General features: G+C 70.6%; 24 protein-coding genes. 9 read left to right on the top strand and 15 right to left on the bottom strand.

The window, feature by feature from the left end; translation table 11 throughout:
• Nucleotides 1–22 precede the first annotated feature (22 nt).
• Together FKQ52_RS08865 and FKQ52_RS08860 are read left to right on the top strand one after the other, a co-directional pair.
• Complete coding sequence (locus FKQ52_RS08865) at nt 23–664, top strand: TetR/AcrR family transcriptional regulator (RefSeq protein ID WP_141626851.1); 642 nt, start codon at nt 23–25, stop codon at nt 662–664.
• 157 nt (nt 665–821) lie between these two features.
• Nucleotides 822–1433 (top strand): hemerythrin domain-containing protein, encoded by a 612-nt coding sequence (locus FKQ52_RS08860; protein WP_141626850.1) that lies wholly within the window; start codon nt 822–824, stop codon nt 1431–1433.
• Here FKQ52_RS08860 and FKQ52_RS08855 read toward each other — a convergent pair whose 3' ends face one another.
• Complete coding sequence (locus tag FKQ52_RS08855) at nt 1434–1814, bottom strand: helix-turn-helix domain-containing protein (RefSeq protein WP_205750734.1); 381 nt, start codon at nt 1812–1814, stop codon at nt 1434–1436. It lies immediately after the preceding gene.
• A gap of 97 nt (nt 1815–1911) precedes the next feature.
• Between FKQ52_RS08855 and FKQ52_RS08850 the strand changes: the two genes are divergently transcribed.
• A complete protein-coding gene (locus FKQ52_RS08850) occupies nt 1912–2475 on the top strand; it encodes an FMN-dependent NADH-azoreductase (protein ID WP_141626849.1) in 564 nt (187 codons plus the stop codon).
• 81 nt (nt 2476–2556) lie between these two features.
• Here FKQ52_RS08850 and FKQ52_RS08845 read toward each other — a convergent pair whose 3' ends face one another.
• The 4 genes from FKQ52_RS08845 to FKQ52_RS08830 all read right to left on the bottom strand — a co-directional run bounded on the left by FKQ52_RS08845 (nt 2557) and on the right by FKQ52_RS08830 (nt 6988).
• Complete coding sequence (locus tag FKQ52_RS08845; RefSeq protein ID WP_141626848.1) at nt 2557–3240, bottom strand: Isoquinoline 1-oxidoreductase subunit; 684 nt, start codon at nt 3238–3240, stop codon at nt 2557–2559.
• Between the two features lies 1 nt (nt 3241).
• Complete coding sequence (locus tag FKQ52_RS08840; protein ID WP_141626847.1) at nt 3242–3700, bottom strand: (2Fe-2S)-binding protein; 459 nt, start codon at nt 3698–3700, stop codon at nt 3242–3244.
• A gap of 3 nt (nt 3701–3703) precedes the next feature.
• On the bottom strand, nt 3704–5929 hold the full coding sequence (locus FKQ52_RS08835; RefSeq protein ID WP_141626846.1) for a molybdopterin cofactor-binding domain-containing protein: 2226 nt from the start codon (nt 5927–5929) through the stop codon (nt 3704–3706).
• Nucleotides 5930–6073: 144 nt separating this feature from the next.
• Nucleotides 6074–6988, bottom strand: coding sequence for a LysR family transcriptional regulator (locus FKQ52_RS08830; protein ID WP_141626845.1), 915 nt, complete (start codon nt 6986–6988; stop codon nt 6074–6076).
• Between the two features lie 121 nt (nt 6989–7109).
• Between FKQ52_RS08830 and FKQ52_RS08825 the strand changes: the two genes are divergently transcribed.
• The 5 genes from FKQ52_RS08825 (at nt 7110) to FKQ52_RS08805 (ending at nt 12503) form a co-directional block, all read left to right on the top strand.
• Nucleotides 7110–7604 (top strand): DoxX family protein, encoded by a 495-nt coding sequence (locus FKQ52_RS08825; protein ID WP_205750733.1) that lies wholly within the window; start codon nt 7110–7112, stop codon nt 7602–7604.
• A gap of 73 nt (nt 7605–7677) precedes the next feature.
• Nucleotides 7678–8637 carry an AraC family transcriptional regulator gene (locus FKQ52_RS08820; protein ID WP_141626844.1) on the top strand — a complete coding sequence of 320 codons (960 nt, stop codon included), beginning with the start codon at nt 7678–7680 and terminating at the stop codon, nt 8635–8637.
• Nucleotides 8638–8714: 77 nt separating this feature from the next.
• Nucleotides 8715–9350, top strand: a complete 636-nt coding sequence (locus FKQ52_RS08815; protein ID WP_141626843.1) for a (2Fe-2S)-binding protein — start codon at nt 8715–8717, stop codon at nt 9348–9350.
• On the top strand, nt 9350–10348 hold the full coding sequence (locus tag FKQ52_RS08810) for a xanthine dehydrogenase family protein subunit M (RefSeq protein ID WP_141626842.1): 999 nt from the start codon (nt 9350–9352) through the stop codon (nt 10346–10348). Before FKQ52_RS08815 ends, FKQ52_RS08810 begins: the two co-directional genes overlap by 1 nt.
• 1 nt (nt 10349) lies before the next feature.
• On the top strand, nt 10350–12503 hold the full coding sequence (locus FKQ52_RS08805; RefSeq protein ID WP_141626841.1) for a xanthine dehydrogenase family protein molybdopterin-binding subunit: 2154 nt from the start codon (nt 10350–10352) through the stop codon (nt 12501–12503).
• Here FKQ52_RS08805 and FKQ52_RS08800 read toward each other — a convergent pair.
• The 4 genes from FKQ52_RS08800 to FKQ52_RS08785 form a co-directional block, all read right to left on the bottom strand.
• Complete coding sequence (locus tag FKQ52_RS08800) at nt 12481–13095, bottom strand: NTP transferase domain-containing protein (protein WP_141626840.1); 615 nt, start codon at nt 13093–13095, stop codon at nt 12481–12483. The two genes, FKQ52_RS08805 and FKQ52_RS08800, sit on opposite strands and share 23 nt — an antisense overlap.
• Nucleotides 13092–14006: an XdhC family protein gene (locus FKQ52_RS08795; RefSeq protein ID WP_141626839.1), complete on the bottom strand. Its 915-nt coding sequence runs from the start codon at nt 14004–14006 to the stop codon at nt 13092–13094. The genes FKQ52_RS08800 and FKQ52_RS08795 overlap by 4 nt, the downstream gene beginning before the upstream one ends.
• 227 nt (nt 14007–14233) lie before the next feature.
• Entirely contained in the window at nt 14234–14617 is a 384-nt protein-coding gene (locus FKQ52_RS08790) for a winged helix-turn-helix domain-containing protein (RefSeq protein ID WP_141626838.1), read from the bottom strand.
• Between the two features lie 120 nt (nt 14618–14737).
• Complete coding sequence (locus FKQ52_RS08785) at nt 14738–15397, bottom strand: TetR/AcrR family transcriptional regulator (protein WP_141626837.1); 660 nt, start codon at nt 15395–15397, stop codon at nt 14738–14740.
• Between the two features lie 195 nt (nt 15398–15592).
• On the opposite strand from FKQ52_RS08785, the gene FKQ52_RS08780 reads away from it, so the two are divergent.
• A complete protein-coding gene (locus FKQ52_RS08780) occupies nt 15593–15985 on the top strand; it encodes an ester cyclase (RefSeq protein ID WP_141626836.1) in 393 nt (130 codons plus the stop codon).
• Nucleotides 15986–16234: 249 nt separating this feature from the next.
• Here the strand turns inward: FKQ52_RS08780 and glp are convergent, their stop codons facing one another.
• The 6 genes from glp to moaA are packed head-to-tail and all read right to left on the bottom strand — an operon-like array spanning nt 16235 to nt 20263.
• Nucleotides 16235–17434, bottom strand: a complete 1200-nt coding sequence (glp, locus tag FKQ52_RS08775) for a gephyrin-like molybdotransferase Glp (RefSeq protein ID WP_141626835.1) — start codon at nt 17432–17434, stop codon at nt 16235–16237.
• Nucleotides 17431–17931 carry a cyclic pyranopterin monophosphate synthase MoaC gene (moaC, locus tag FKQ52_RS08770; RefSeq protein WP_141626834.1) on the bottom strand — a complete coding sequence of 167 codons (501 nt, stop codon included), beginning with the start codon at nt 17929–17931 and terminating at the stop codon, nt 17431–17433. The genes glp and moaC overlap by 4 nt, the downstream gene beginning before the upstream one ends.
• Entirely contained in the window at nt 17931–18497 is a 567-nt protein-coding gene (gene moaB / locus FKQ52_RS08765) for a molybdenum cofactor biosynthesis protein B (protein WP_141626833.1), read from the bottom strand. Before moaB ends, moaC begins: the two co-directional genes overlap by 1 nt.
• Entirely contained in the window at nt 18494–18952 is a 459-nt protein-coding gene (locus FKQ52_RS08760; protein WP_141626832.1) for a molybdenum cofactor biosynthesis protein MoaE, read from the bottom strand. Before FKQ52_RS08760 ends, moaB begins: the two co-directional genes overlap by 4 nt.
• A gap of 2 nt (nt 18953–18954) precedes the next feature.
• Entirely contained in the window at nt 18955–19209 is a 255-nt protein-coding gene (locus FKQ52_RS08755) for a MoaD/ThiS family protein (RefSeq protein ID WP_141626831.1), read from the bottom strand.
• A gap of 1 nt (nt 19210) precedes the next feature.
• Entirely contained in the window at nt 19211–20263 is a 1053-nt protein-coding gene (gene moaA, locus FKQ52_RS08750; RefSeq protein WP_141626830.1) for a GTP 3',8-cyclase MoaA, read from the bottom strand.
• Nucleotides 20264–20335 lie beyond the last annotated feature (72 nt).

The following is a 20335-nucleotide window of genomic DNA, read 5'->3' as shown; positions in this document are numbered from 1 at the left end:
TCAACCGGGCTGCGGGGACTGCATGACGGGCGCCAGGATCGAGACCAAGCCGACCAGCTTGCCGAAGGCCTTTCCGGCGCGGGGGCGGCCCCGGCAGTTCAACCACGAGGAGGCGCTCGTGGCAGCGATGCGCATCTTCTGGCGGCACGGCTACGCGGGCGCGAGCATCGGTGCGCTGATCGAGGCGATGGCGATCAGCCGCGCCACTCTTTACGCCTCCTTCGGCGACAAGGAGGGCCTGTTCCGTCAGGTTATGGATCTCTACGAGCGGGAGAAGACCGCCTATATGTCCGACGCGCTGAAGCAGCCGACCACGCGCGGCGTCGCGGCGCATCTGCTGTCCGGCGCGATCGCCCTTCAAACGAATACGAGCGATCCGAAGGGCAGCATGGGGATCGTCCACTCCTTGAGCCATGCGCCCGGCGACGAGAGTGTCAGAGACTTCGTCGTGCAGCGCAGCCGATTCTGGCGCGAAAAACTCATCGCCCGTTTCGAAAGGGCCGCTTTGGACGGCGACATCCCGCCGCCCTACACGCCACGGCGCCTCGCGCTGACCCTGAAGGCGGCCACGGACGGCCTGCTGGTCGCGGCCGGTAGCGGAGCCGACGAGCGGGAATTGCGAGACATAGCCGACACGTTCCTGGAGATGTGGCCGGGCCGTTGAACCAGGCAGCCGCGAGCGTCTCCTGGGCGCTCAACCCCGTCGAGACACGGCGAGGCGGGCGACGAGGGACAGTCACACAGCTGTGCCTTCTTGGGGCGGGCGCGAGCCGGCGCCATCTGGGTAGGGATAATTGTGATCACGGCTGAGGAGATCGACGATGCCCGAGCTTGGGCCAGGCCCGCCCAGTCCTCCGGACAAGGCGTGGGCGCTTTCGGACAATCTGGTTACGCGCCAGGCCCTGCCGGAGGCCTTCCGCTATCTGGAGGCCGTCTATCCGCGCGCGCAGTGGCCGGCCCTGGAGATCCATCCGACGGCGCGTCACTGGCTAGAGGTCCATGACTGGTTCCGGGGACAGATGACGGCCTTGGGCGAGATCGGCGCCCTGTGGCGCGAAGGACGGATCGAGGCGGCCGATTACCGCGGCGCGGCCACGCCCCGGCTGAGACAGATGCTGACCCATCTGCACCATCACCACGAGCGGGAGACCCGCCAGGCCTTCCCGCTCCTGACGGCGGCGGAACCGCGCATGACGGAGGGCTTCGCCCTGCTTGACCGGGACCACGACCAGATCGAGGCGCTGCTGGCGGGGATGGCGGACGACGCCAACGCCTTGCTCCGGGCGGGGGCGACAACGGATCTGAGACCGCTGGCCGGAGCGCTCGCCGACCGGGTCGAACGCGGAACGCGCCTGATCAACCGTCATCTGTGGGATGAGGAAGAGATCGTCGTGCCGGTTCTGACCCTCAGGGGCGACCAGTTGGCGATCTGACTACAGGGCCTCCGCGGCCCGGGCGTCGAAGGCCTGGCGCGCCGCCTCGACGGTGGCGCGGTGGGTCGCGGCCCACTCGCCCATGGTCCGGGCCGCTTCAAGCACCGAACGTCCCAGGTCGGTCAGGGCGTAGTCCACGCGCGGCGGGATGCTGGGGGTCACCGTACGGGTGATGAAGCCGTCGCGTTCCAGACCCCGCACCGTCAGGGTCAGCATACGCTGGGACACGCCCTCGATCGCCCGCTTCAGTTCATTGAAGCGGTAGGGGCGCTCGCCGAGGGCGGCGATGACCAGGATGCTCCATTTGTCGCCGACCCGGGCCAGGACGTCGCTGACGCGCATGCACTGTTCTGCGGTGTGGGCGATGGCGTTGTCGGTCACCTGGGTGTGCCTTGGGTTACTAGAATGTGCCGTCTTGCGGGCGGTCGGCCCTTATCGCACTTCCGTCACCGGGCACAAACCGGAAGTGAGTTACAGAATGAAACTGCTGCACATCGACAGCGCCATCACCGGCGACGGATCGGTCAGCCGCAAGCTGACGGCGGACATCGTGGCGCGCCTGCGCGAAGGCGATCCGGCGCTCGAGACGACCTATCGCGACCTGGCCGCGGAGCCGCTCGGGCACCTGACCCTGGCCGACCTGCCGGCGGCGGAGCAGACGACGCCGGTGCTGGAGGAGTTCCTGGCCGCCGACGTCGTCGTGGTCGGGGCGCCGATGTACAATTTCAACGTCTCCAGCCAGCTTAAGGCTTGGATTGATCGCATCCTGGTGGCGGGCCGGACCTTCAGATACGGGGAGGCGGGCCCGGTCGGGCTGGCGGGCGACAAGCGGGTGATCGTGGCGGTGTCCAGGGGCGGCTTCTATGGCGCCGACACCGGAAGGCGGGCGGCCGAGCATGCCGAGACTTATCTGACCACCGTCTTCGGTTTCATCGGGGTGACGCCGGAGTTTGTCATCGCCGAGGGGATTCTGGTCGGGCCCGAACAGCGCGATGCGGCGATCGCCCAGGCGGACCAAGCCATCGGAGCGCTGGCCGCATAGGCGTACAGAGCGGCGTGGACCGCATACTCCCCGAACGGGGCGGGCCGCCGGCCGAGCGCGCCTGCCTCCAACGGGCGCATGTTACGCCGGGCACTGGGCTCCGGTGGAGACCCAGGCGCGGATCAGCGCGCCGAACTCCTGCTGGGTGCCGGGAGCGGGGGTGCGGGCGCCGCCGGGGTTCCAGGCCCAGCCCACCAGCCCGTCCTCGGCCATGTGGCGCACGATGTCATCGAGGCTGCGGTCGCCGTTGCGCGCGCGGTCCTTGATCTGCCGACAGATCTCGCCGAGCGTCTTGCCCTGCCAGGCCATGTCCGCCGGCGCGAGGGCCCAGTGCGGATCGCCGGGCACGCCGGACGGGTCGAAATTGGTGAAGCCGTGGCAGGTCTTGCATTCCAGCCCCGGCGCGCCGTGACCGTCCGGGCCGCGCGTGACCCAGGGCTCGTGCGGCCGCATCCGATCGCCCTGCGTCGGGCGATCGCCGACCGGATGGCAGTTCATGCAGCGGGGATGCTGGATCACCCGCCCGGCCTCATTGAAGAGGGCGACGGACCGGCTGGCCTCGTCGGGGATGCTGGCGAAGGCGGCGACCGGCTGAAGATGATCGATCGCGCGCGTCGCCTCGACCGGGGCGATGTCCTCCCGTTCGGGCCGGTGGAGGTAGCTGTTTACTGACGACCAGGCGACGAAGCCGACGATCAGGACGGCCAGACCGGTGAGAATCGGGTGGCGGCGCGGGAAACTGCGGCGACCGGGTTCACGCGCCATCTCAGCCTCCTGCGGCGGCGGCCGCGTCCTTGATGGCCGCCCGGATGCGGCCGTAGGTCCCGCAACGACAGATGTTGCCCGTCATCGCGGCGTTGATGTCGTCATCGTCCGGACGGGGGACGGCGTTGAGCAGGGCGATGGCGCTCATCACCTGACCCGATTGGCAGAAGCCGCACTGGGGCACGTCCCGCGCCACCCAGGCGGCCCGGATAGCTTCCGCCACCGGCCCCGAAGCGCCCTCGATCGTGGTCACGGCGCCGTCGACCGCCGACACCGCGACGCTGCAGGCCCGGCGCGGAGACCCGTCGATGTGCACGGTGCAGGCTCCGCACTGGGCGACACCGCATCCGTATTTGGAGCCCGTGAGCCCCAGGAGATCGCGCAGCACCCACAGCAGCGGCATGCCGGGATCGGCGTCCACGACATGGGCGGCCCCGTTCACGGTGAGGGTGTAGCGCATGGGTCAGGCCTCGATGAGGGGGGTGCGCCGCGTCGCCTTGCCCGTCAGGACGAGCAGGGCGTTGGCGACGGCGGGAGTGATCAGCGGGGTTCCGGGTTCGCCGACGCCCGTGGGCGGGTCCGCAGAGGGCACGATGTAGGTCTCGATCTCGGGCGCCTCATGCATGCGCACCGAGCGATAATCCTTGAAGTTCGGGTTCTGAACGATCCCGTCGCGGAAGCGCACCGCACCGTAGAGGCCGGCGCTCAGGCCGTAGATGATCCCGCCCTCGATCTGCGCGGCCACGAGGTCGGGAGCCACGGCGATGCCGCAGTGAACCGCCGCGACCACGCGGCGGACGCGCGGCCCGGCCGGGGTGAGGGTCACTTCCGCGATCTGGGCGACCGTCGTCCCGAAACATCGGCCGACCGCCAGGCCGCGGGCCCACCCCGACTCTATCGGCCCGCCCCAGCCGGCCCGCTCGCAGGCCAGGTTGAGCACGTCCAGATAGGAGCGGGCGTTGACGCGCGAATAGATGTGCCGCCGATAGTCGGCGGGATCGATGTTCGCCCGTCGCGCCAGTTGGTCGATGGCGTGCTCGAGCGCGGTGAAGGTGTGGGAGTGGCCCACCGATCGCCAGAAGCCCGTGGAGATCGCCAGCCGGGGACTGTAGACGCGACAGTCGACGGTTTCTGCGAACTCAAGATAAGGCGACGGTTCGACGCCTTCGATGGTCTGCTGTGGCGGCACGACGGGGAGCAGCGCCTGGGCGACCGCCCGGTGCCGCCACGCCTTCGGATAGCCGGCCTCATCGACGGCGACGGTGATCTTGTGGTGCGCCATGGGGCGGTAGACGCCGCCGGCCATGTCGTCCTCGCGACTCCACAGCACCTTGACCGGCCGTCCTTGGGTGCGGCGGGCGATCCGCGCCGCCTCCACCGAATAATGCGCCCCGAGCACCCCCCGCCGCCCGAACGAGCCGCCGGCCGACAGGGTGTTGATCCGCACCCGTCCGGGCGCCGTGCCCATGGCCGCGGCCACGGCCACCTGGTCGGGGGTCTGGAGCTGGGTCCCGGACCAGAGGGTCACGTCGAGACCGTCGACCTGGGCCACGCAGTTCAGCGGCTCCATGGGCCCGTGCGCGAGGAAGGGCAGGGTCATCGAGGTCTCGAACAGGTCGCCCGCGAAGGCGGCGTCCGGATCGCCCTTGGCGCCGAAGGCCGTCGAGCCGTGTTGGACCCGCCCGTCCGCGATGTCGCGATACCAGGCGGCGATCTCGGCGTCCGAGCGGCGTTCGGCCTCGCTGTCGTCCCACAGGATCCGCAAGGCCTCGCGGCCTTTCTGCGCGGCCCAGGCGTGTTCGGCGACCACGGCCACCCCGGTGGGGATGGCGAAGACGTCGACCACGCCGGGGACCCGCCGGGCGTCGCGGTCGTCGAACCGCCGCAGCCGGCCGCCGAAGCGCGGCGAGCGCGCGACCATGGCCGTCAGCATGTTCGGCAGGCGCACATCCTGGGTGTAGATCTGGGCGCCGGTGCTCTTGGGCAGGCTGTCCAGCCGCCGGACGCGGGGCGTGCCGATCAGGGTGAACTGGTTCGGCCGCTTGAGGGGCGGGTCCTGCGGCGGCTCGAACGCCGCGGCCGCCCCGACGAGTTCGCCGAAGCCGGCGGACCGGCCGGACGCGGCGTGCCGGACCACGCCGTCGGCGACCGTCAGGCGGGCGGGGGACACGTTCCACCGCGCGGCGGCGGCCTGCACCAGCATGGCCCGCGCCGCGGCGCCGACCTTGCGCATGCGGTCCCAGGAGGTGGCGATGGTGTTGGAGCCCGCCGTGCCCTGGACCCCGTAGACGGCGGCGTTGGCCGGGGCGGTCTCGACCCGCACCCGGTCCCAGTCGGCGTCCAGCTCCTCGGCGACGATGGCGGCCAGCCCCGCGTGGACGCCCTGGCCCATTTCCTGGAAGGCGTTGGCGACGATCACCGAACCGTCGGCCTCGATGCGGAGGTAGGGGCCGAACGGGCTGTCCTCGGGCCGCACCGCGCCGGCGCCCAGGATGCGGGTGATGTTGGCGCCGGCCGTGCCCAGCACGAGGGCGCCGCCGACGACCACCCCGCCCGTGGTCAGGACGCGCCGACGCGTGAAGAGCCGGCGTCGCGGCTTGTCCGTCCCGACGGGACCGGCGTTCGTCGATTTCGGAGATCGGGTCACGATCAAAAGCCCTTCGAACACCTGCTCCAGGGCCGGCAGCATCGGCCGGGACGGCCTCCGACAATATATCGGATCATCGGATTTATTTGCCTGATCCTCCCGCTCGCCCACTTCGGCCAACCCTGCGGCGTCCCGGGATGGCGATCGCGGCCCCCTTCGACAGCGCCGGGACCGCCTTCAGGGCGTTCAGTCCCCGGAACCGGTTCCCTCGGGCGCGGCGACCCGGAAGACCTCGGCGATCCAGTCGACGAAGGCGCGAAGGCGCGACGAGAGATGCCGGTTGTGGGGATAGAGGACGTAGACCGGCATCGGCGGCGGCGGCGTCTCGGCGAGGACCGGCAGGAAGGCGCCCGCCGCGATCTCGCGAACGACGCGGTAGCGCGGGATCTGGATCAGGCCAAGGCCCGCCCGGCCGGCGGCCGTATAGGTCTCTGCGCCCCGCACCACGATCTTGAAGGGCAGGGGGACTTCGCGGACGAGAGGGGCGTCCCCGAACTCCAGTGGATAGGGTTTGCCGGTCGCCGAGGCCGTATAGGCGACCATCAGATGACCTTCTAGGTCGTCCGGCGTCAGGGGCTCGCCGTGCCGCTCGAGATAGTCCGGACTCGCCACGGTGACCTGTTCGAAGCTCGCCACCTTGCGTCCGACGAGGCCGGAATCGGGCAGGTCGCCCGCGCGCAGGACGCAGTCGACGCCTTCCGCGACCAGGTCGACCATCCGGTCGCCCTCGCTGAGATTCAGGGTGATGTCGGGGTAGCGGGCGATGAAGTCCGGCAGGGCCGGCAAGACGAAGAAGCGGGCGAGCGTGCCCTGGAGATCGACACGCAGGGGGCCGCGGGGTTCGGCGTTGCGGAAGATGGTCTCCGCCTCGTCGAGGTCCGCCAGCAGCTGGACGCAGCGCTCCTGGTACAGGGCGCCGTCGAGCGTCGGCCTGACGCGGCGCGTCGTGCGCTCGAGCAGACGAACCCCGAGATCGCGCTCCAGCCGCTGGATGGCCGTGGTCGCCGTCGCGCGCGGCAGGCCGAGGTCGACCGCGGCCGCGGTGAAGCTGCCGCGCTCCACGATGCGGACGAAGAGGCGCATGATGTCGATCCGGTCCATGGCCGGCTGGTAGCGGATTGTTCAATATTTCGGAATAGTGATGTCCGGATCGCCGGACTAGTCGTCTCCCGCGAACCAGCTACCCTGACCCTCCTGTTTCCACGGCGTGCAGGAGGTCCGCTTGCCCATCCCCGATCCGCGCGGCCCGGCCGGGCGAGACGCCCGGCTTCTCATTCCCGCCCTGGGGCCCTTCTATGCGGTCGCGGGCCCGGTCGCCTCGGCGATGCTGCGCGCGGCCTTCGGCCTCACCATCGTAACCCACGGCGTGCCGAAGCTGCTGGGAACCGCTCACGGATCGATGGCGGACCCCATGGCCGGCTCCACGAACCTGATCGGAAACGTCCTAGGTCTGCCCTTCGCGCCAGAACTCGCGGCCCTTGTCGCCCTGCTGGAGACCTTCGGCGGCCTGGCCGTCGCGGCCGGGTTCGCCACCCGGCTGTTCGCCCCCATGCTGGCCGTGCAGATGGCGGTCATCTGCCTGGCTCTGGGGCCGATCTATCCCTGGATCGACCGGGGCGTCGAGTATCCCCTGATCCTCGGCTTTATAGCACTGTGGATCGCCGTGCAGGGCGGCGGCCGTTGGTCGGTCGATCGTCTTCTGGGGCGTGAGCTCTGAGCGGGACCGCGCTTGGATCGATGCGCGTCCGCGGCGCCGGCGCCGTTGCGCACGCGCGTGAAGGAGGGACGGATTGGCGCTGATTGACGACGTCTTCTCGGATCTGCGCCTGCAGGGCGTGGTCTTCTCGCGCATGACGCTGAGAGGCGACTGGGGTTACGCCAAGCCGGACCTTCAGGGCGCCCCGTTTCATCTGGTTGTGAGCGGAGAGGCATGGGTCGTCGCCGACGCGCTCGGCGAGCCCCGCCGGCTCGGGGAGGGCGACGTGGCCGTTCTGTCGCACGGCGATCCCCATCTGCTCCTGTCCGGCCCCGGCGCCCGGACCCGGCCCTGGAGCGAGATCGTGGCCCGTGAAGGCCTCGGCCGCTGGAGCCCCGGCGAACGGTTCAAGACCTGCGATCTGGTACTGGGCGAAGGCGCTCCGGAAACCGTCCTGATCTCGGGCGTCTTCGCCTTCCACGATCCCCGCCCCAACCCGTTCCTGCAAGGGCTGCCGTCGGTCATGGTGGCGCGGTCGGACGCGGACCTCCAGGCCTTGGCCGGCTTGCTGGATCGGGAGATCCGCACGCGCGCGCCCGGGGCGGAGGGCGTCGGCGGCAAGCTGGCGGACCTGCTGCTCGCACAAGTGATCCGGCGACAGCTGACGTCGAGCGAGGCGCCGGCGGGGTGGCTGAGGGGATTGGCGGATCCCGAGATCTCCGGGGCCCTTTCGGCCATTCACCGGACGCCGGAACGCCGCTGGTCGGTGGAACTGCTCGCGCGCGAGGCCGGCATGTCGCGGTCCCGGTTCGCCGCCCGGTTCCGCGCCGTCACCGGCCAGGCCCCGCTCGATTACCTGACCCGTCACCGGATGTTCCGCGCCGCCGGCGATCTGGCGACGCGCCGGGTGCCGCTCGCCGAACTGGCGGCTGCGGCCGGCTATGAGTCCGAGGCCGCCTTCAGCAAGGCCTTCCGGCGCTGGTCGGGTCACGCGCCGACGGAATACCGGCGTCGCCTGTTGCGGGCCGGACAGGACGATCGAACGGCCCTTTGAGACGATCGCTTCGGACGGAGCCGGACGCCTCAGGTTAGCTTTCGGCACGACCGCCTTCACGACCAGGGAGAGACGCCATGCGCCCGACCGACCGACCCGACGATCCTGATCACGATCTCGACCTCACCCGGCGCGGCGCCCTGGGCGTGGGCGGCGTGGCTGCGGCCGTGTTGGCGAGCCCCGCCGCCCGGGCGGAGAGCCCGGCCCAGGCGGCGCCGGTCACGGCTCGGGCTTTCGGCGCCGACCTCGTCGTCCGGCCGATCGTCAACGGCGAGGCCGTGGAGGCGGGGATCGATGTCCGCACCAGCCTGCTCGACATGCTGCGCGAGACCCTGAAACTCACCGGCGCCAAGAAGGGATGCGACCACGGCCAATGCGGCGCCTGCACGGTGCATGTCGACGGCCGGCGGGTGGTGTCCTGCCTGACCCTGGCCGCGAAGGTCGACGGCCGGGCGGTCACCACCATCGAGGGCGTCGCCGACGGCGACCGCCTGCATCCCATGCAGCAGGCCTTCATCGACCACGACGCCCTGCAATGCGGCTACTGCACGCCTGGCCAGATCATGGCCGCCATCGCCTGCGTGGGCGAAGGCAACGCCACCAGCCCCGAGAGCATCCGCGAGTACATGAGCGGCAACATCTGTCGCTGCGGCGCCTATGTCGGCATCGTCGCCGCCATCGAGGACGTCGCGCGCCAGGGGGGGAGGGGCTGATGCGACGCTTCACCTACGCCCGGCCCGAAACGCCCGACGCGGCCGTCGCGGCCTTCGCCGCGGCCGGCGCGGGCGCCCGCTATATCGCCGGCGGCACCACCCTGTTCGACCTGATGAAGCTGAACATCGAGCAGCCCGGCCACCTTGTCGACGTCACCGCGATCCGCGGCCTGGACGGGATCCACACCGGGGGACGGCGTCTCAGGTTCGAGGCTCTGGCCCCGATGAGCGCCGTCGCGGCCCATCCCGTGGTGCTGCGCGACTATCCGGTTCTGGCCGAGTCGCTGTCGAAGGCGGCGTCGCAACAGCTGCGCAACATGGCGACCGTGGGCGGCAACCTGCTTCAGCGCACGCGCTGCCTTTATTTCCGCAACGGACCGGCCGGGGCCTATCCGTGCAACAAGCGCGAGCCGGGCTCCGGCTGCGCCGCCCTCGAGGGGCTCGATCGCGGCCAGGCCGTGCTGGGGCAGAGCGCGCATTGCAATGCCGTTTCCCCGGGCGACTGGCCGGTGGCCCTGACGGCCCTGGACGCCGAGGTCGAGGTTCTGGGCCCTGCGGGGCGGCGGACCCTCCCGATCGAGCGGCTCTATCGTCTGCCGGGCGACACGCCCCATCTGGAGTTCAATCTCCAGCCCGGCGAGATGATCACCGCCATCGTCGTGCCCAAGACCCGGGCCGGACGGCGTTCGACCTATCACAAGATCCGCGACCGGGAGAGCTACGCCTTCGCCCTGACCTCCGCCGCCGTCGCGCTGGAGACGTCGGGTGACCGGATCACGGCGGCGCGGATCGCGCTCGGCGGCGTGGCGACGCGCCCTTGGCGGGCGACGGCCGCCGAAACGGGCCTCGTGGGTCGCCGCCTGACGCCGGAGACGGCTCTGGAGGCCGGGCATGCGGCCCTGGCCGGGGCCGTGGCGGGGCGCCACAACGGCTTCAAGATCGAACTGGGCGCGCGCACCGTCGCCGACGCCCTGATGATCGCGGCGAGGAGGATCTGAGATGACCACCGCTCCTTTTCCGAACCGCCCCCGGGTCGACGCCCGGGAAAAGGTAACCGGTCGCCTCAAGTACGCCGCCGACGTGGCGCTCGAGGGCCTGCTCTACGGGATGATGGTGACCTCGACGATCGCCCGCGGTCGGGTGGGGAAGGTCGAGACCGACGCCGCCTTGGCGGTTCCTGGCGTCGTGCGCGTCCTGACGGCGGCCGATTGCCCGGCGCCGCCGCCTCCGGGGCCGGGCGGACCGCCGCCGCCGCCCATGATCGTGGACCGGATCTCCTATCGGGGCGAGCCCGTCGCCCTCGTCGTGGCCGAGAGCCACGAAGCCGCGGTCGAGGGCATGGAAGCGGTGCGGGTCCGTTACGAGGCCGCCGCCTTCTCGCCGTTGATCGACAGCGAGGGCGGCGTGCGCGAGCCCGTGGAGGACGTAAAGGCCGGAGACGCGGACGCGGCCCTGGCCGGGGCGGTCACGCGGTTAAGCGGAGAGTATTTCAGCCCGAACCAGCATCACAATCCGATCGAGATGCTGTCCACCACGGCCGTCTGGGCCGACGGACGGCTCCAGGTCTACGAAGGCACCCAGGGCAGCAACATGGTCAAGGGCGCCATCGCGGGCAATCTGCGGCTGGACCCGGCGAAGGTGGTGGTGAGCAGTCCGTCGGTCGGCGGCGGATTCGGTCAGAAGGGGTTCGCCCAGCGGCAGACGAGTCTGGCGGCGCTGGCTGCGGTCCTGATCGGGCGGCCGGTCAAGATCGTGGTGCCCCGGGCCCAGATCTTCCACAACGCCACCTACCGGCCGCGCAGCCGGCACCGGATCGAGCTGGGGGCGGACGCCGCCGGAAAGCTGGTCGCCATCCGCTACGACGCGGATCACCAGCAGTCCCGCCGCGGTCAGTTCGCGCCCGAGTACCATGAATCCTCGACCCAGATGTACGGGGTCGAGAACTATCTCGGGACGGCCGCCAACATCCGCATCGACACCCAGGCGCCGGGCTACATGCGGGCGCCCCATCCCCACCCGCAGGCCTTCGCCTTGGAAAGCGCCGTCGACGAACTGGCGTTGAAACTCGGGGTCGATCCTGTCGAGTTCCGGCTTCGCCACGACGCCACCACCGATCCGATCCACAACAAGCCCCTGTCCTCGCGCCATCTGAACGCCTGCATCCGCGAGGGCGCGCGTCGGTTCGGCTGGCGGGACCGGCCGCTCGCGCCGGCGTCCATGGGGCTCGAGGACGGCGTCCAGGTCGGCTGGGGCATGGCCAGCGGCGCCTATCCGGTGCTGACGCACCCCGCCGAGGCCACCCTCAGGGTGAGCGCGGACGGGACGACGCGCTTCTCGGCCACCGCCCATGAGATGGGACAGGGCATTCGCTCGACCCTCGAACAGGTGCTGATCCGCGCGCTCGACATCGACCCGCGCAAGCTCGAGATCCGCATCGGCGACACCTCGGTGGCCGCCCAGCATGTGACGGCGGGATCCTGGGGCACCGCCAGCGGCGCGACCGCGGCCGGGGAGGCCGCCGCCGCTCTCAAGGCGCGGATGGCCGAGCTTCTGGAGGGGCGGGCGGTGTCCGGCAACCTGCACCAGCAGCTGGCCGCCGTCCGTCGGCCGTTCGTGGAGGTGGAGATCTCCCGGGTTGGGCCGGGACAGGGACCGCGCGACCTCGCCACCCTGCGGGCCGGGGGCATGGCCATCTCCGGCCCGGTCTATCCGGAGTTCACCAGCTTCAGCTACATCGCCCACTTCGTGGAGGTTCGGGTCGAGCCCCGGACGCGTCGCATCCGCGTCCCCCGTGTCGTCAGCGTGGCCGACTGCGGGCGGGTGGTGTCGCCGAGGACCGCCGAGAGCCAGGTCCGGGGCGGGGTCGTCTGGGGCGTCAGCGCGGCGCTTCGCGAGGAGACGGAGGTGGATCCGCGCTACGGCGGCTGGCTCAACAACGATCTGGCCGACTACGTCGTGGCGGTGAACGCCGACATCGGGGACATCGAGGTCGGCATGATCGATCAGCCCGACCCGGTCATCAATGCGATCGGCGCCAAGGGACTGGGCGAGGTGGCCATGGTCGGCGTCGCCGGTGCGGTCGCCAATGCGGTCTTCCACGCCACCGGCGTGCGGGTCCGCAAGATGCCGATCAGGATCGAGGACCTGCTCTGAGCGAAGCGGGGCCGACCGCAGGGTCGAGATCCTCGGGACGATCGACGTCGAACACGGCCCCGTCGTCCGCGGTGTTGAAGACGGCGACGTCGGCGCGGCCGGCGAGCAGGCTCCGCGCTCCCCGGTCGCCGCGGATCCCCAACAGGTCCGGGAAGAACGCGCGCCCGAAGACGATGGGGTGGGCCGGCCCGTCGGCATGGTCGAGGCGCGCGGCGACGGCCCCGGCCTCGACGGCGTCGAACAGGGGAGCGGCCGAGGACGGGTCGACCAGGGGCATGTCGCCGAGGAAGACGGCCAGGCTTGCGGCTTTCGGGGGCAGGGCGGCGACGCCGGCCCGGAGAGAGGCGGACAGTCCGTCGTCCCAGTCGGGCGCCTCCACGAGCCGCAGCCTCGGATCGGCCAGATCGTCGAGCGCGGCGCGGACCTCGGAAGCGCGGCATCCGACCACGACGACGACGCCGTCGACCGGCGCCGCGAGCGCGGTCTGGACGGACCAGACGACCAGCGGCCGGCCGCGCCAGTCGGCCAGGAGCTTGGCTCCGCCGAACCGTTGGCCGGCGCCGCCGGCCAGGACCAGGGCGTGCCGGCTCATGCGCGCGAACCGATGATCTCGCCGATGACGGCGGCGGCGACCTCGTGCGGCGCGCGGGCGGCGATCTTCAGGCCTATAGGGGCGTGCAGCCGCTTCAGGTCACCGGCCGTCACGCCGTCCGCCGCCAGCCGCGCCAGGCGGTCGGGCAGGCGCCGGCGCGCGCCGAGCACGCCCACATATCCGGTGTCCCGGCCGAGCGCGGTCGTGATGGCCGCGTGGTCGAGATCGACGTCATGAGTGGCGATGGCGACGGCGGTCCACGGGTCCAGCCGCAGGGCGGCCAGGGCGGCGGCGGGGTCGTCGCGCCGGTAATCGACGGCCAGGGGCGGCGGGGTCTCGGGGCCCTTGGGACGAACCAGGGTGACCTGCCAGCCCTGCGCCTGACCCGCCGAGGCCATGGCGAGCGCGAAGGCGTCCGAGCCGATGACGACCAGCCGTTGCGGCGGCGCATAGTCCCGCAGGCGGTCAGGATGGTCGGCCGGACCGTCCACGACGGTTCGACGCTCACCGTCGGAAATCAGGGTGACGAGGCGACGGTCGTCGCGCGCCCGTTTGAGCGCCGCGACGATCGGATCTTCGGGCGCGACGGGTTCAACGAGCAGCTCCAGCCGCCCGCCGCAGGGCAGTCGGGTGTCGACATAGGGGCTGCCGCGCCCGTAGACGACCCGCTTCGGCGCGCCAGCCGCCAGGACCTCGCGACCGTGCAGGGCGACGTCGGCCTCGATGCAGCCGCCCGACAGGAAGCCGCCCATGTCCTCCCGGGTGACCACCATCTGGGCGCCGACGCCGCGCGGCCCGCCGCCTTCGGCCGCCGTGATGGTGACCAGGGCGAAGGCGTCGCCGCGGTCGGCGGCCGCGAACATTCGCGGCCGCATGTCGTCCTCGAGTCCCGCGGTGTACCAGTCGCTCATCTTTCCTCGCGACGCGGAGCGGGACCGCTGCAGGGCCGGGGCGCGTCGATCCCGGGCGCGGTCCAGGCTTCGGGCCGAACCGCCAGAGATCGGCGGGAGCTCCGGGAAGGAGCCCGGAGCCTTCCGCCGGGAGAACCGCCGCGTTTCGAAATCCCTGATGGGCCGACCGATATGTTCATCCGGCCATATCGAAGGGCGAACGGATATCCGTCAAGTCGAAGCGGGGGTCAGGAGCCGGCGGGGGGCAGGGGCGTGTCGCGAAGGTGGTCGACCAGCGTCGCATAGGCGGGATCGTCGCGGGTCGCCGCCGTCAGCCGCTGCTCAAGGGCGCGGAAGGCCTCCAGGATTCGCGCGCCTTCTTCTGTCAGAAGAGCGCCTTGGGTCGGACCGCCCCGAACGGCTGTCACGAGGGGCGTGCGCCAGCAGCGGTTCATCTCGTCTACCAAGGCCCAGCAGCGTTTGTAGCTTATCCGGAGGGCGCGTCCCGCGCCTGTGATGGAGCCATGCGTCCGGATCGCTTCCAGGACCGCAGCCTTGCCCGGACCCATCGCGCCTGTCTCGGCGCTCATCACCTGCAGCCGCAGTTTCACCGGTCCGACACGCGCCAGCATCCGAGGCCCTCCTGTTCCCTCTCCGTCCTACACGCCGCATCGAGCCGACAGAAAGAGGAATGGACAAGACTCCGGGACGAACGCACGGGAATGCCGGACCGCCGCGCCGGAGCGGAGGCCTCAGGCGCCGTCCACAAACCGGTCCCACCCGCACAGCGCGATCTCCGCCGCGCGCTCCAGAGCCGCCCGGTCGGCCCCGTCCCGGGCGAGGATGGACATTCCGCTCTGAACGGTCTGGATGAAGGTCGCGAGACCGGACACATCCGTCGTGGGGGGGAGGTCGCCCTGATCGACGCCTCTGGCGAAACGGTCCCGCAGCATGTGAAAGCCTCCGAGACGATTGAGGCGCACGACGTCGGCCAGGGCCTCATGGCCCTCGCTTGAGACCGTAGCCAAGGTGGCCATGCAGCCTCTGGGAAGGTCGGGAACCGACCCGGTCAGGACCGCCGCAGAGTCGAGGAGGTAGGCGGAGGCCGCCTCGCGCGCCGTCGCCGCCGCTCGGAATCGGCCGAGCGCGAGATCGCCGTAGGTATCCACATAATGCTGGAGGGCTTCGGCGTAGAGGGCGTCCTTGGAGCCGAAGGCGGCGTACAGACTGGTCGTGCCGACACCCATTGCCTGTGTCAGGTCCGCAATGGACGTCGCCTCATAGCCCTTGCGCCAGAAGAGCCGGGTCGCCTCAGCCAGCGCCCTGTCGCGATCAAAGACGCGGGGCCGGCCCCGCACGCCCGCCACGGGCGTGGGGCGCGTCTCGTCTGCGGGCTGGCGTTCTTTTTGCATCGATCACTTCATAAATCGATTGACCCGTCGCTGGCAACGTTTCTATCTGTTTATGCAGTGACCGCTACATAATAGCGGAGATGATCGCGCGCCGGATTTTCGCGTCTGGGCGCGGCTCGTCCCGTGGCGGGTCTCTGCGAAACGCTTCCCCCCCCCACCGGAAGGGCTCCGGTCCGGAGCCAGAGGATGATGAGAATGTCCACGTTCGACGCCCGAAAATTCTACGCCGACTACATCGAGGTGCTTAACGCGCGCCAGTTCCAGCGCCTGGACGCCTTCGTCAGCGACGAGATCGTCTATTTCGGCGACCGCGCGACCCGCGATCAGGTCATCGCCGCCATCTCTGGCCTGGTCGAGGCCGTGCCGGACCTTTTCTGGGAGGTCCAGGAGTTCGGGGCGAATGGCGACGACCTGGCCGTCCGGCTGATCAACCGGGGCACGCCGGTGCTGCCGTTCCTCGGACTCGAGCCCACGGGCGAGGCTTTCGAGATCAACGAGTTCGCGGTCTACCGCGTGCGCGACGGACGTTTCACCCACATGTCGAACGTTCATGACGCCGTCGCCTTGCGGGCGCAACTCGGCGGCTGAACGGGGATCAGCGCAATGACAAGAGGGCGCATCAAGGCGTCCCCCACGTCACCGCACCGGGCGATCCGTTGAAATCTGCATCACCGCCCGTCTCTCGTGACGCCTGGACGGTCCGCGGCGGCTGGGCGCCCAAGGATGCCGGCCCTCACCCTGCGCAATCTCGAGCTGGACGGCCTCCTGGTGCGGTGCGACTTCCCGAGGCGTCGACGCCTGTCGGCAGGCCTATGACAAGGAGGACTCCCGCTGGGCTCAGCGCGCCGGGATGAGAACCTCGACCTCCGCCCCGGTCCGGAGCCCTTCCGCGCCGGCGGGGCGGCGCACAAGGCCGTTGGCGGCGGCCATGACCGTGACGAGGGAGGAGTCCTGGTCGGTCATCGGGCGCGCGCGGCGGACGCCGTCGGGCCCGGTCTCGATCACGGCGCGCATATAGTGCTCTCGGGGGCCGTTGGCCGCGAGCGGACCGGCGAGCACCGCCCGGTCGACCTCAAGGTTAGGTAAGCCGCCCTGAAGGGCCGCGATCAGGGGACCAAGGAACAGCTCTGCGCAGACCAGGGCTGAGGCGGGATTGCCCGGCAGGCCCAGCAGGGGCCGGCCGTCGGCCAGGCGCGCGAACCAGACGGGCTTGCCGGGGCGCACGGCGACGCCTTCGACCGAGAGCCGCCCGCCCGCCGAGCGGATCGCCGGCTTGACGCGGTCGTGGTCGCCGACGGAGGCGCCGCCGACCGTCACCAGAAGATCGAAGGCGCCGCCGTCGACGGCGGCCAGGATTGAGGCCTCGTCGTCCCGGGCCGGGCCGAGGTGGACGACCGTTCCGCCGCTGCGGCGGACGAAGGCCGTCAGGGCCGGGGCGCAGGCGTCGTAGATCTGGTGCGGGCCGGCGGGGGTTCCGGGGGCGACGAGTTCGTCGCCGGTCGAGAGGAGGGCGACCACCGGCCGGCGCCGGCAGACGACCGTCGCGCGGCCCGCCGAGGCGGCGAGGGCCAGACGCCAGGGATTGAGCCGGGTCCCGGCCTCGAGCAGGACCGTGCCGGCCTGGAAGTCGCAGCCGCGCGGACGGACCCAGGCCGGGGTGTCCGGGGCTGCGGTCAGGACGACGTTCTCGCCGTCGCGTTCGGCCTCCTCCTGGATCACCACCCGATCGGCGCCGGGGGGGAGGGCGGCCCCGGTGAAGATGCGGGCGGCCTGGCCCGGATGAAGGGTCACGCCCGCATCGTGGCCCGCGGCGCTTTCGCCCACGATCTCGAGCCGCGCGCCCGGTCCGACGTCGGCGCCGCGAACGGCCCAGCCGTCCATGGCCGAGGCGTCGAAGGGCGGCTGATCGCGTCTGGCCGTGACCGGCTCCGCCAGCCAGCCTCCGTCGGCCTCGGCAAGGGGGACGGCTTCCGCCGCCAGCGGAACGATCCCCGCAAGCATAATCGTGCGAGCGGTCTCGACCGAAGGCAGGCTCACGGCCGGCCCCAGTCGCCGGAGGCGCCGCCGGACTTGGCCAAGAGGGCGATGTCGGTGATCGTCATCTCGCGGTCGACGGCCTTGAGCATGTCGTAGAGGGTCAGGAGGGTGACGGAGGCCGCCGTCAGGGCCTCCATCTCGACACCCGTCTGACCCTGGGTCCGGGCCGTCGCCGTCGCCTCGAGGCCCGAACCGTCGTCGGTCGGCCGGACGGCGACCTTGACCGAGGTCAGCATCAGGGGGTGGCACATCGGGATCAGGTCGGAGGTTCGCTTCGCCGCCATGACGCCGGCGATCTCCGCCACGGCGCGGACGTCGCCCTTCGTTCCGCCGCCCGACAGGGCCAGCGCCAGGGTCTCGGGCCGCATTACGATCCGGCCTCGCGCCGTCGCCTCGCGCGTCGTCACCGCCTTGTCCGAGACATCGACCATGCGGGCGCGCCCGTCGGCGTCGATATGGGTGAGGTCGGTCCCGGCGGGCGCGTTCGGATCCGCCATCATTGCTCCAGCAGCCGGGGCATCAGTTCGACCATGTTGCAGGGCTTGTGACGGCTGTCGAGTTGCCAGCGGATGACCTTGTCCCAGCCGTCGCGAACCGCCCCGTTGGAGCCGGGCAGGCAGAAGACGAAGACGCCGTCGATCAGGCCCGCCGTCGCCCTGGACTGCAAAGTGGACAGGCCTACGGTCTGGTAGCTGACCTGGTGGAAGATCACCGAAAAGCCATCGATCCGCTTGTCGAACAGGGGTTCCAGCGCCTCGGGCGTGACGTCGCGGCCGGTCAGGCCGGTGCCGCCCGTGGTGATGATCGCATCGACGGCCCCGTCTGCGATCCAGCGCCTAACCCGGGCCCGGATGGCCTCGACGTCGTCGGGCACGATGTCGCGCAGGACGGGGAGATGGCCCGCCTCGACGATCCGGTCGCCAAGGATCTTGCCGGAGGTGTCGCTCTCCTCGTCACGGGTGTCCGACACGGTGAGGACGGCGATGCGCACCGGGGTGAAGGGCAGATCGACGAGGCGGCCGCCGGGGGCGGGCAGATCAATGTCGGCAAGGGTGTCGGTCATTTGGTCTCCTCGGCCCAGCGGGCCAGATCGGCGTGGTCCTGGTCGCGGGGCTCGATCCAGCGGCGGCCGTCCGGACCGTCTTCCCGTTTCCAGAACGGCGCCCGGGTCTTGAAATGGTCCATCAGGAAGTCTGCGGCCTCGAAGGCGGGGCGTCTGTGCGCGGCGGCCACCGCCACGAAGATCACCGGCTCTCCCACCGCGATCGCGCCCCAGCGGTGTACGGCAAGAACGTCCTGGATCTCGAAGCGGGCGCGAGCGTCGGCCTCGATCGCCTCCATCACCCGTTCGGTGAACCCCGGGTAGGCTTCCAGCGTCAGGGTGTCGACAGTCCGGTCGCCCGTGCGTGCCCGCGTCAGGCCGGTGAAGGAGACCACCGCCCCGGTGTCGAAGCGATCGCGGCAGAAGCCCTGCAAAAGGGCGGCCGCGTCGAGCGGGTCCCGGGTGATGCGGATCATGCTCAGCCCCCGCCGACCGGAGAGCCGAACGCCACCTCGTCTTCGGGTGCTATGGGAAGGTCGTCGCTGCGCAGGCTGTGGGGGGTGAGGGTGGCGTTGAGTATCACCAGGGTGCTCCGATGATCGAGATGGTCGGCGAGGCGCGCGTTGTCGCCCGCGGCCGCCGCCTTGATCTGGCCGAGGGTCGCGCCGTCGAGCGTCGCCTCGGACCAGCCGGCGATGTCGCCGAGGGTCCCGAACAGTTTCACGACCGCCATCTCATCCTCCCGTCGTTGACATGGTGCGCAACACCGCCGGCGCGGCGCCCGGACGGTCTATTCTAAAGTCGTGTCCCTTGGGCTTGATGGCTATAGCCGCCCGGATCGCCTCGCGCAGCGGCGCGTCGTCTCCCGGGTGGTCGCGCAGAACCTGGCGCAGATCCGCCTGATCCTCCTGGCCCAGACAGAGGAAGAGCTGACCGGTGCAGGTCACCCGCACGCGGTTGCAGGCCTCGCAGAACACATGGCTGAGCGGGGTGATGAAGCCGAGCGTTCCGCCGGTCTCTTCCACCGTCATATAGCGTGCGGGGCCGCTGGTGCGTCGCGTCGAGGGGGTGAGAGTCCAGATCCGACCCAGGGTCTCGCGGACGGTCGCCAGCGACAGGTACTGATCCGTTCGGTCCGCGCCGGTCTCGCCGATCGGCATGGTCTCGATCAGGGTGATGTCCATGCCCAGTCCGTGGGCCCAACGGATCAGGTCGGGGATTTCATCGGCGTTGTCGCCCTTTAGGGCGACGGTGTTGATTTTGACGCTCAGGCCCGCCGCCCGGGCGGCCTCCAGCCCGGCCATCACCGCCGCCAGATCGCCGCCACGGGTGATGCGCCGGAACTTGTCGGGGTCGAGCGTGTCCAGGGAGACGTTGACGCGCCGCACCCCGTGGCCGGCCAGGGCTTCGGCGTGGCGGGCGAGCTGGGTGCCGTTGGTGGTGAGGGTGATCTCCTCCAGATCCCCGGCCCTGAGGCGGCGCGACAGGGCGGCCACCAGATCCATCATTCCCTTGCGGACCAAGGGCTCCCCCCCGGTCAACCGGATCCGGCGGCAGCCGAGATCGATGAAGGCGCCACACATGCGCTCGAGCTCGTCCAGACTGAGGAGATCGGCCTTGGGCAGGAAGACAGGATTTTCGGCCATGCAGTAGAGGCAGCGCAGGTCGCAACGGTCCGTCACCGAGATGCGGACGTAGTTGATGGTGCGGCCGAACGGATCCACCAGCGGGGCCGCAGCGCCGAGGTCGATCGGGGTCGCCTTGTCAGACTGGTAGATGACCGTCATGTTCGAGCGACTATAACGGGTGTTCGTGAAAGGGCGTCGAGATTTTTCTGCTGAACCGCAAATCTCTGTCGG

Source organism: Brevundimonas sp. M20 (assembly GCF_006547065.1).
Classification (GTDB): Bacteria; Pseudomonadota; Alphaproteobacteria; order Caulobacterales; family Caulobacteraceae; genus Brevundimonas.
The sequence above is the reverse complement of the archived record's forward strand: the minus strand, read 5'-3'. Positions and strand labels throughout refer to the sequence as shown.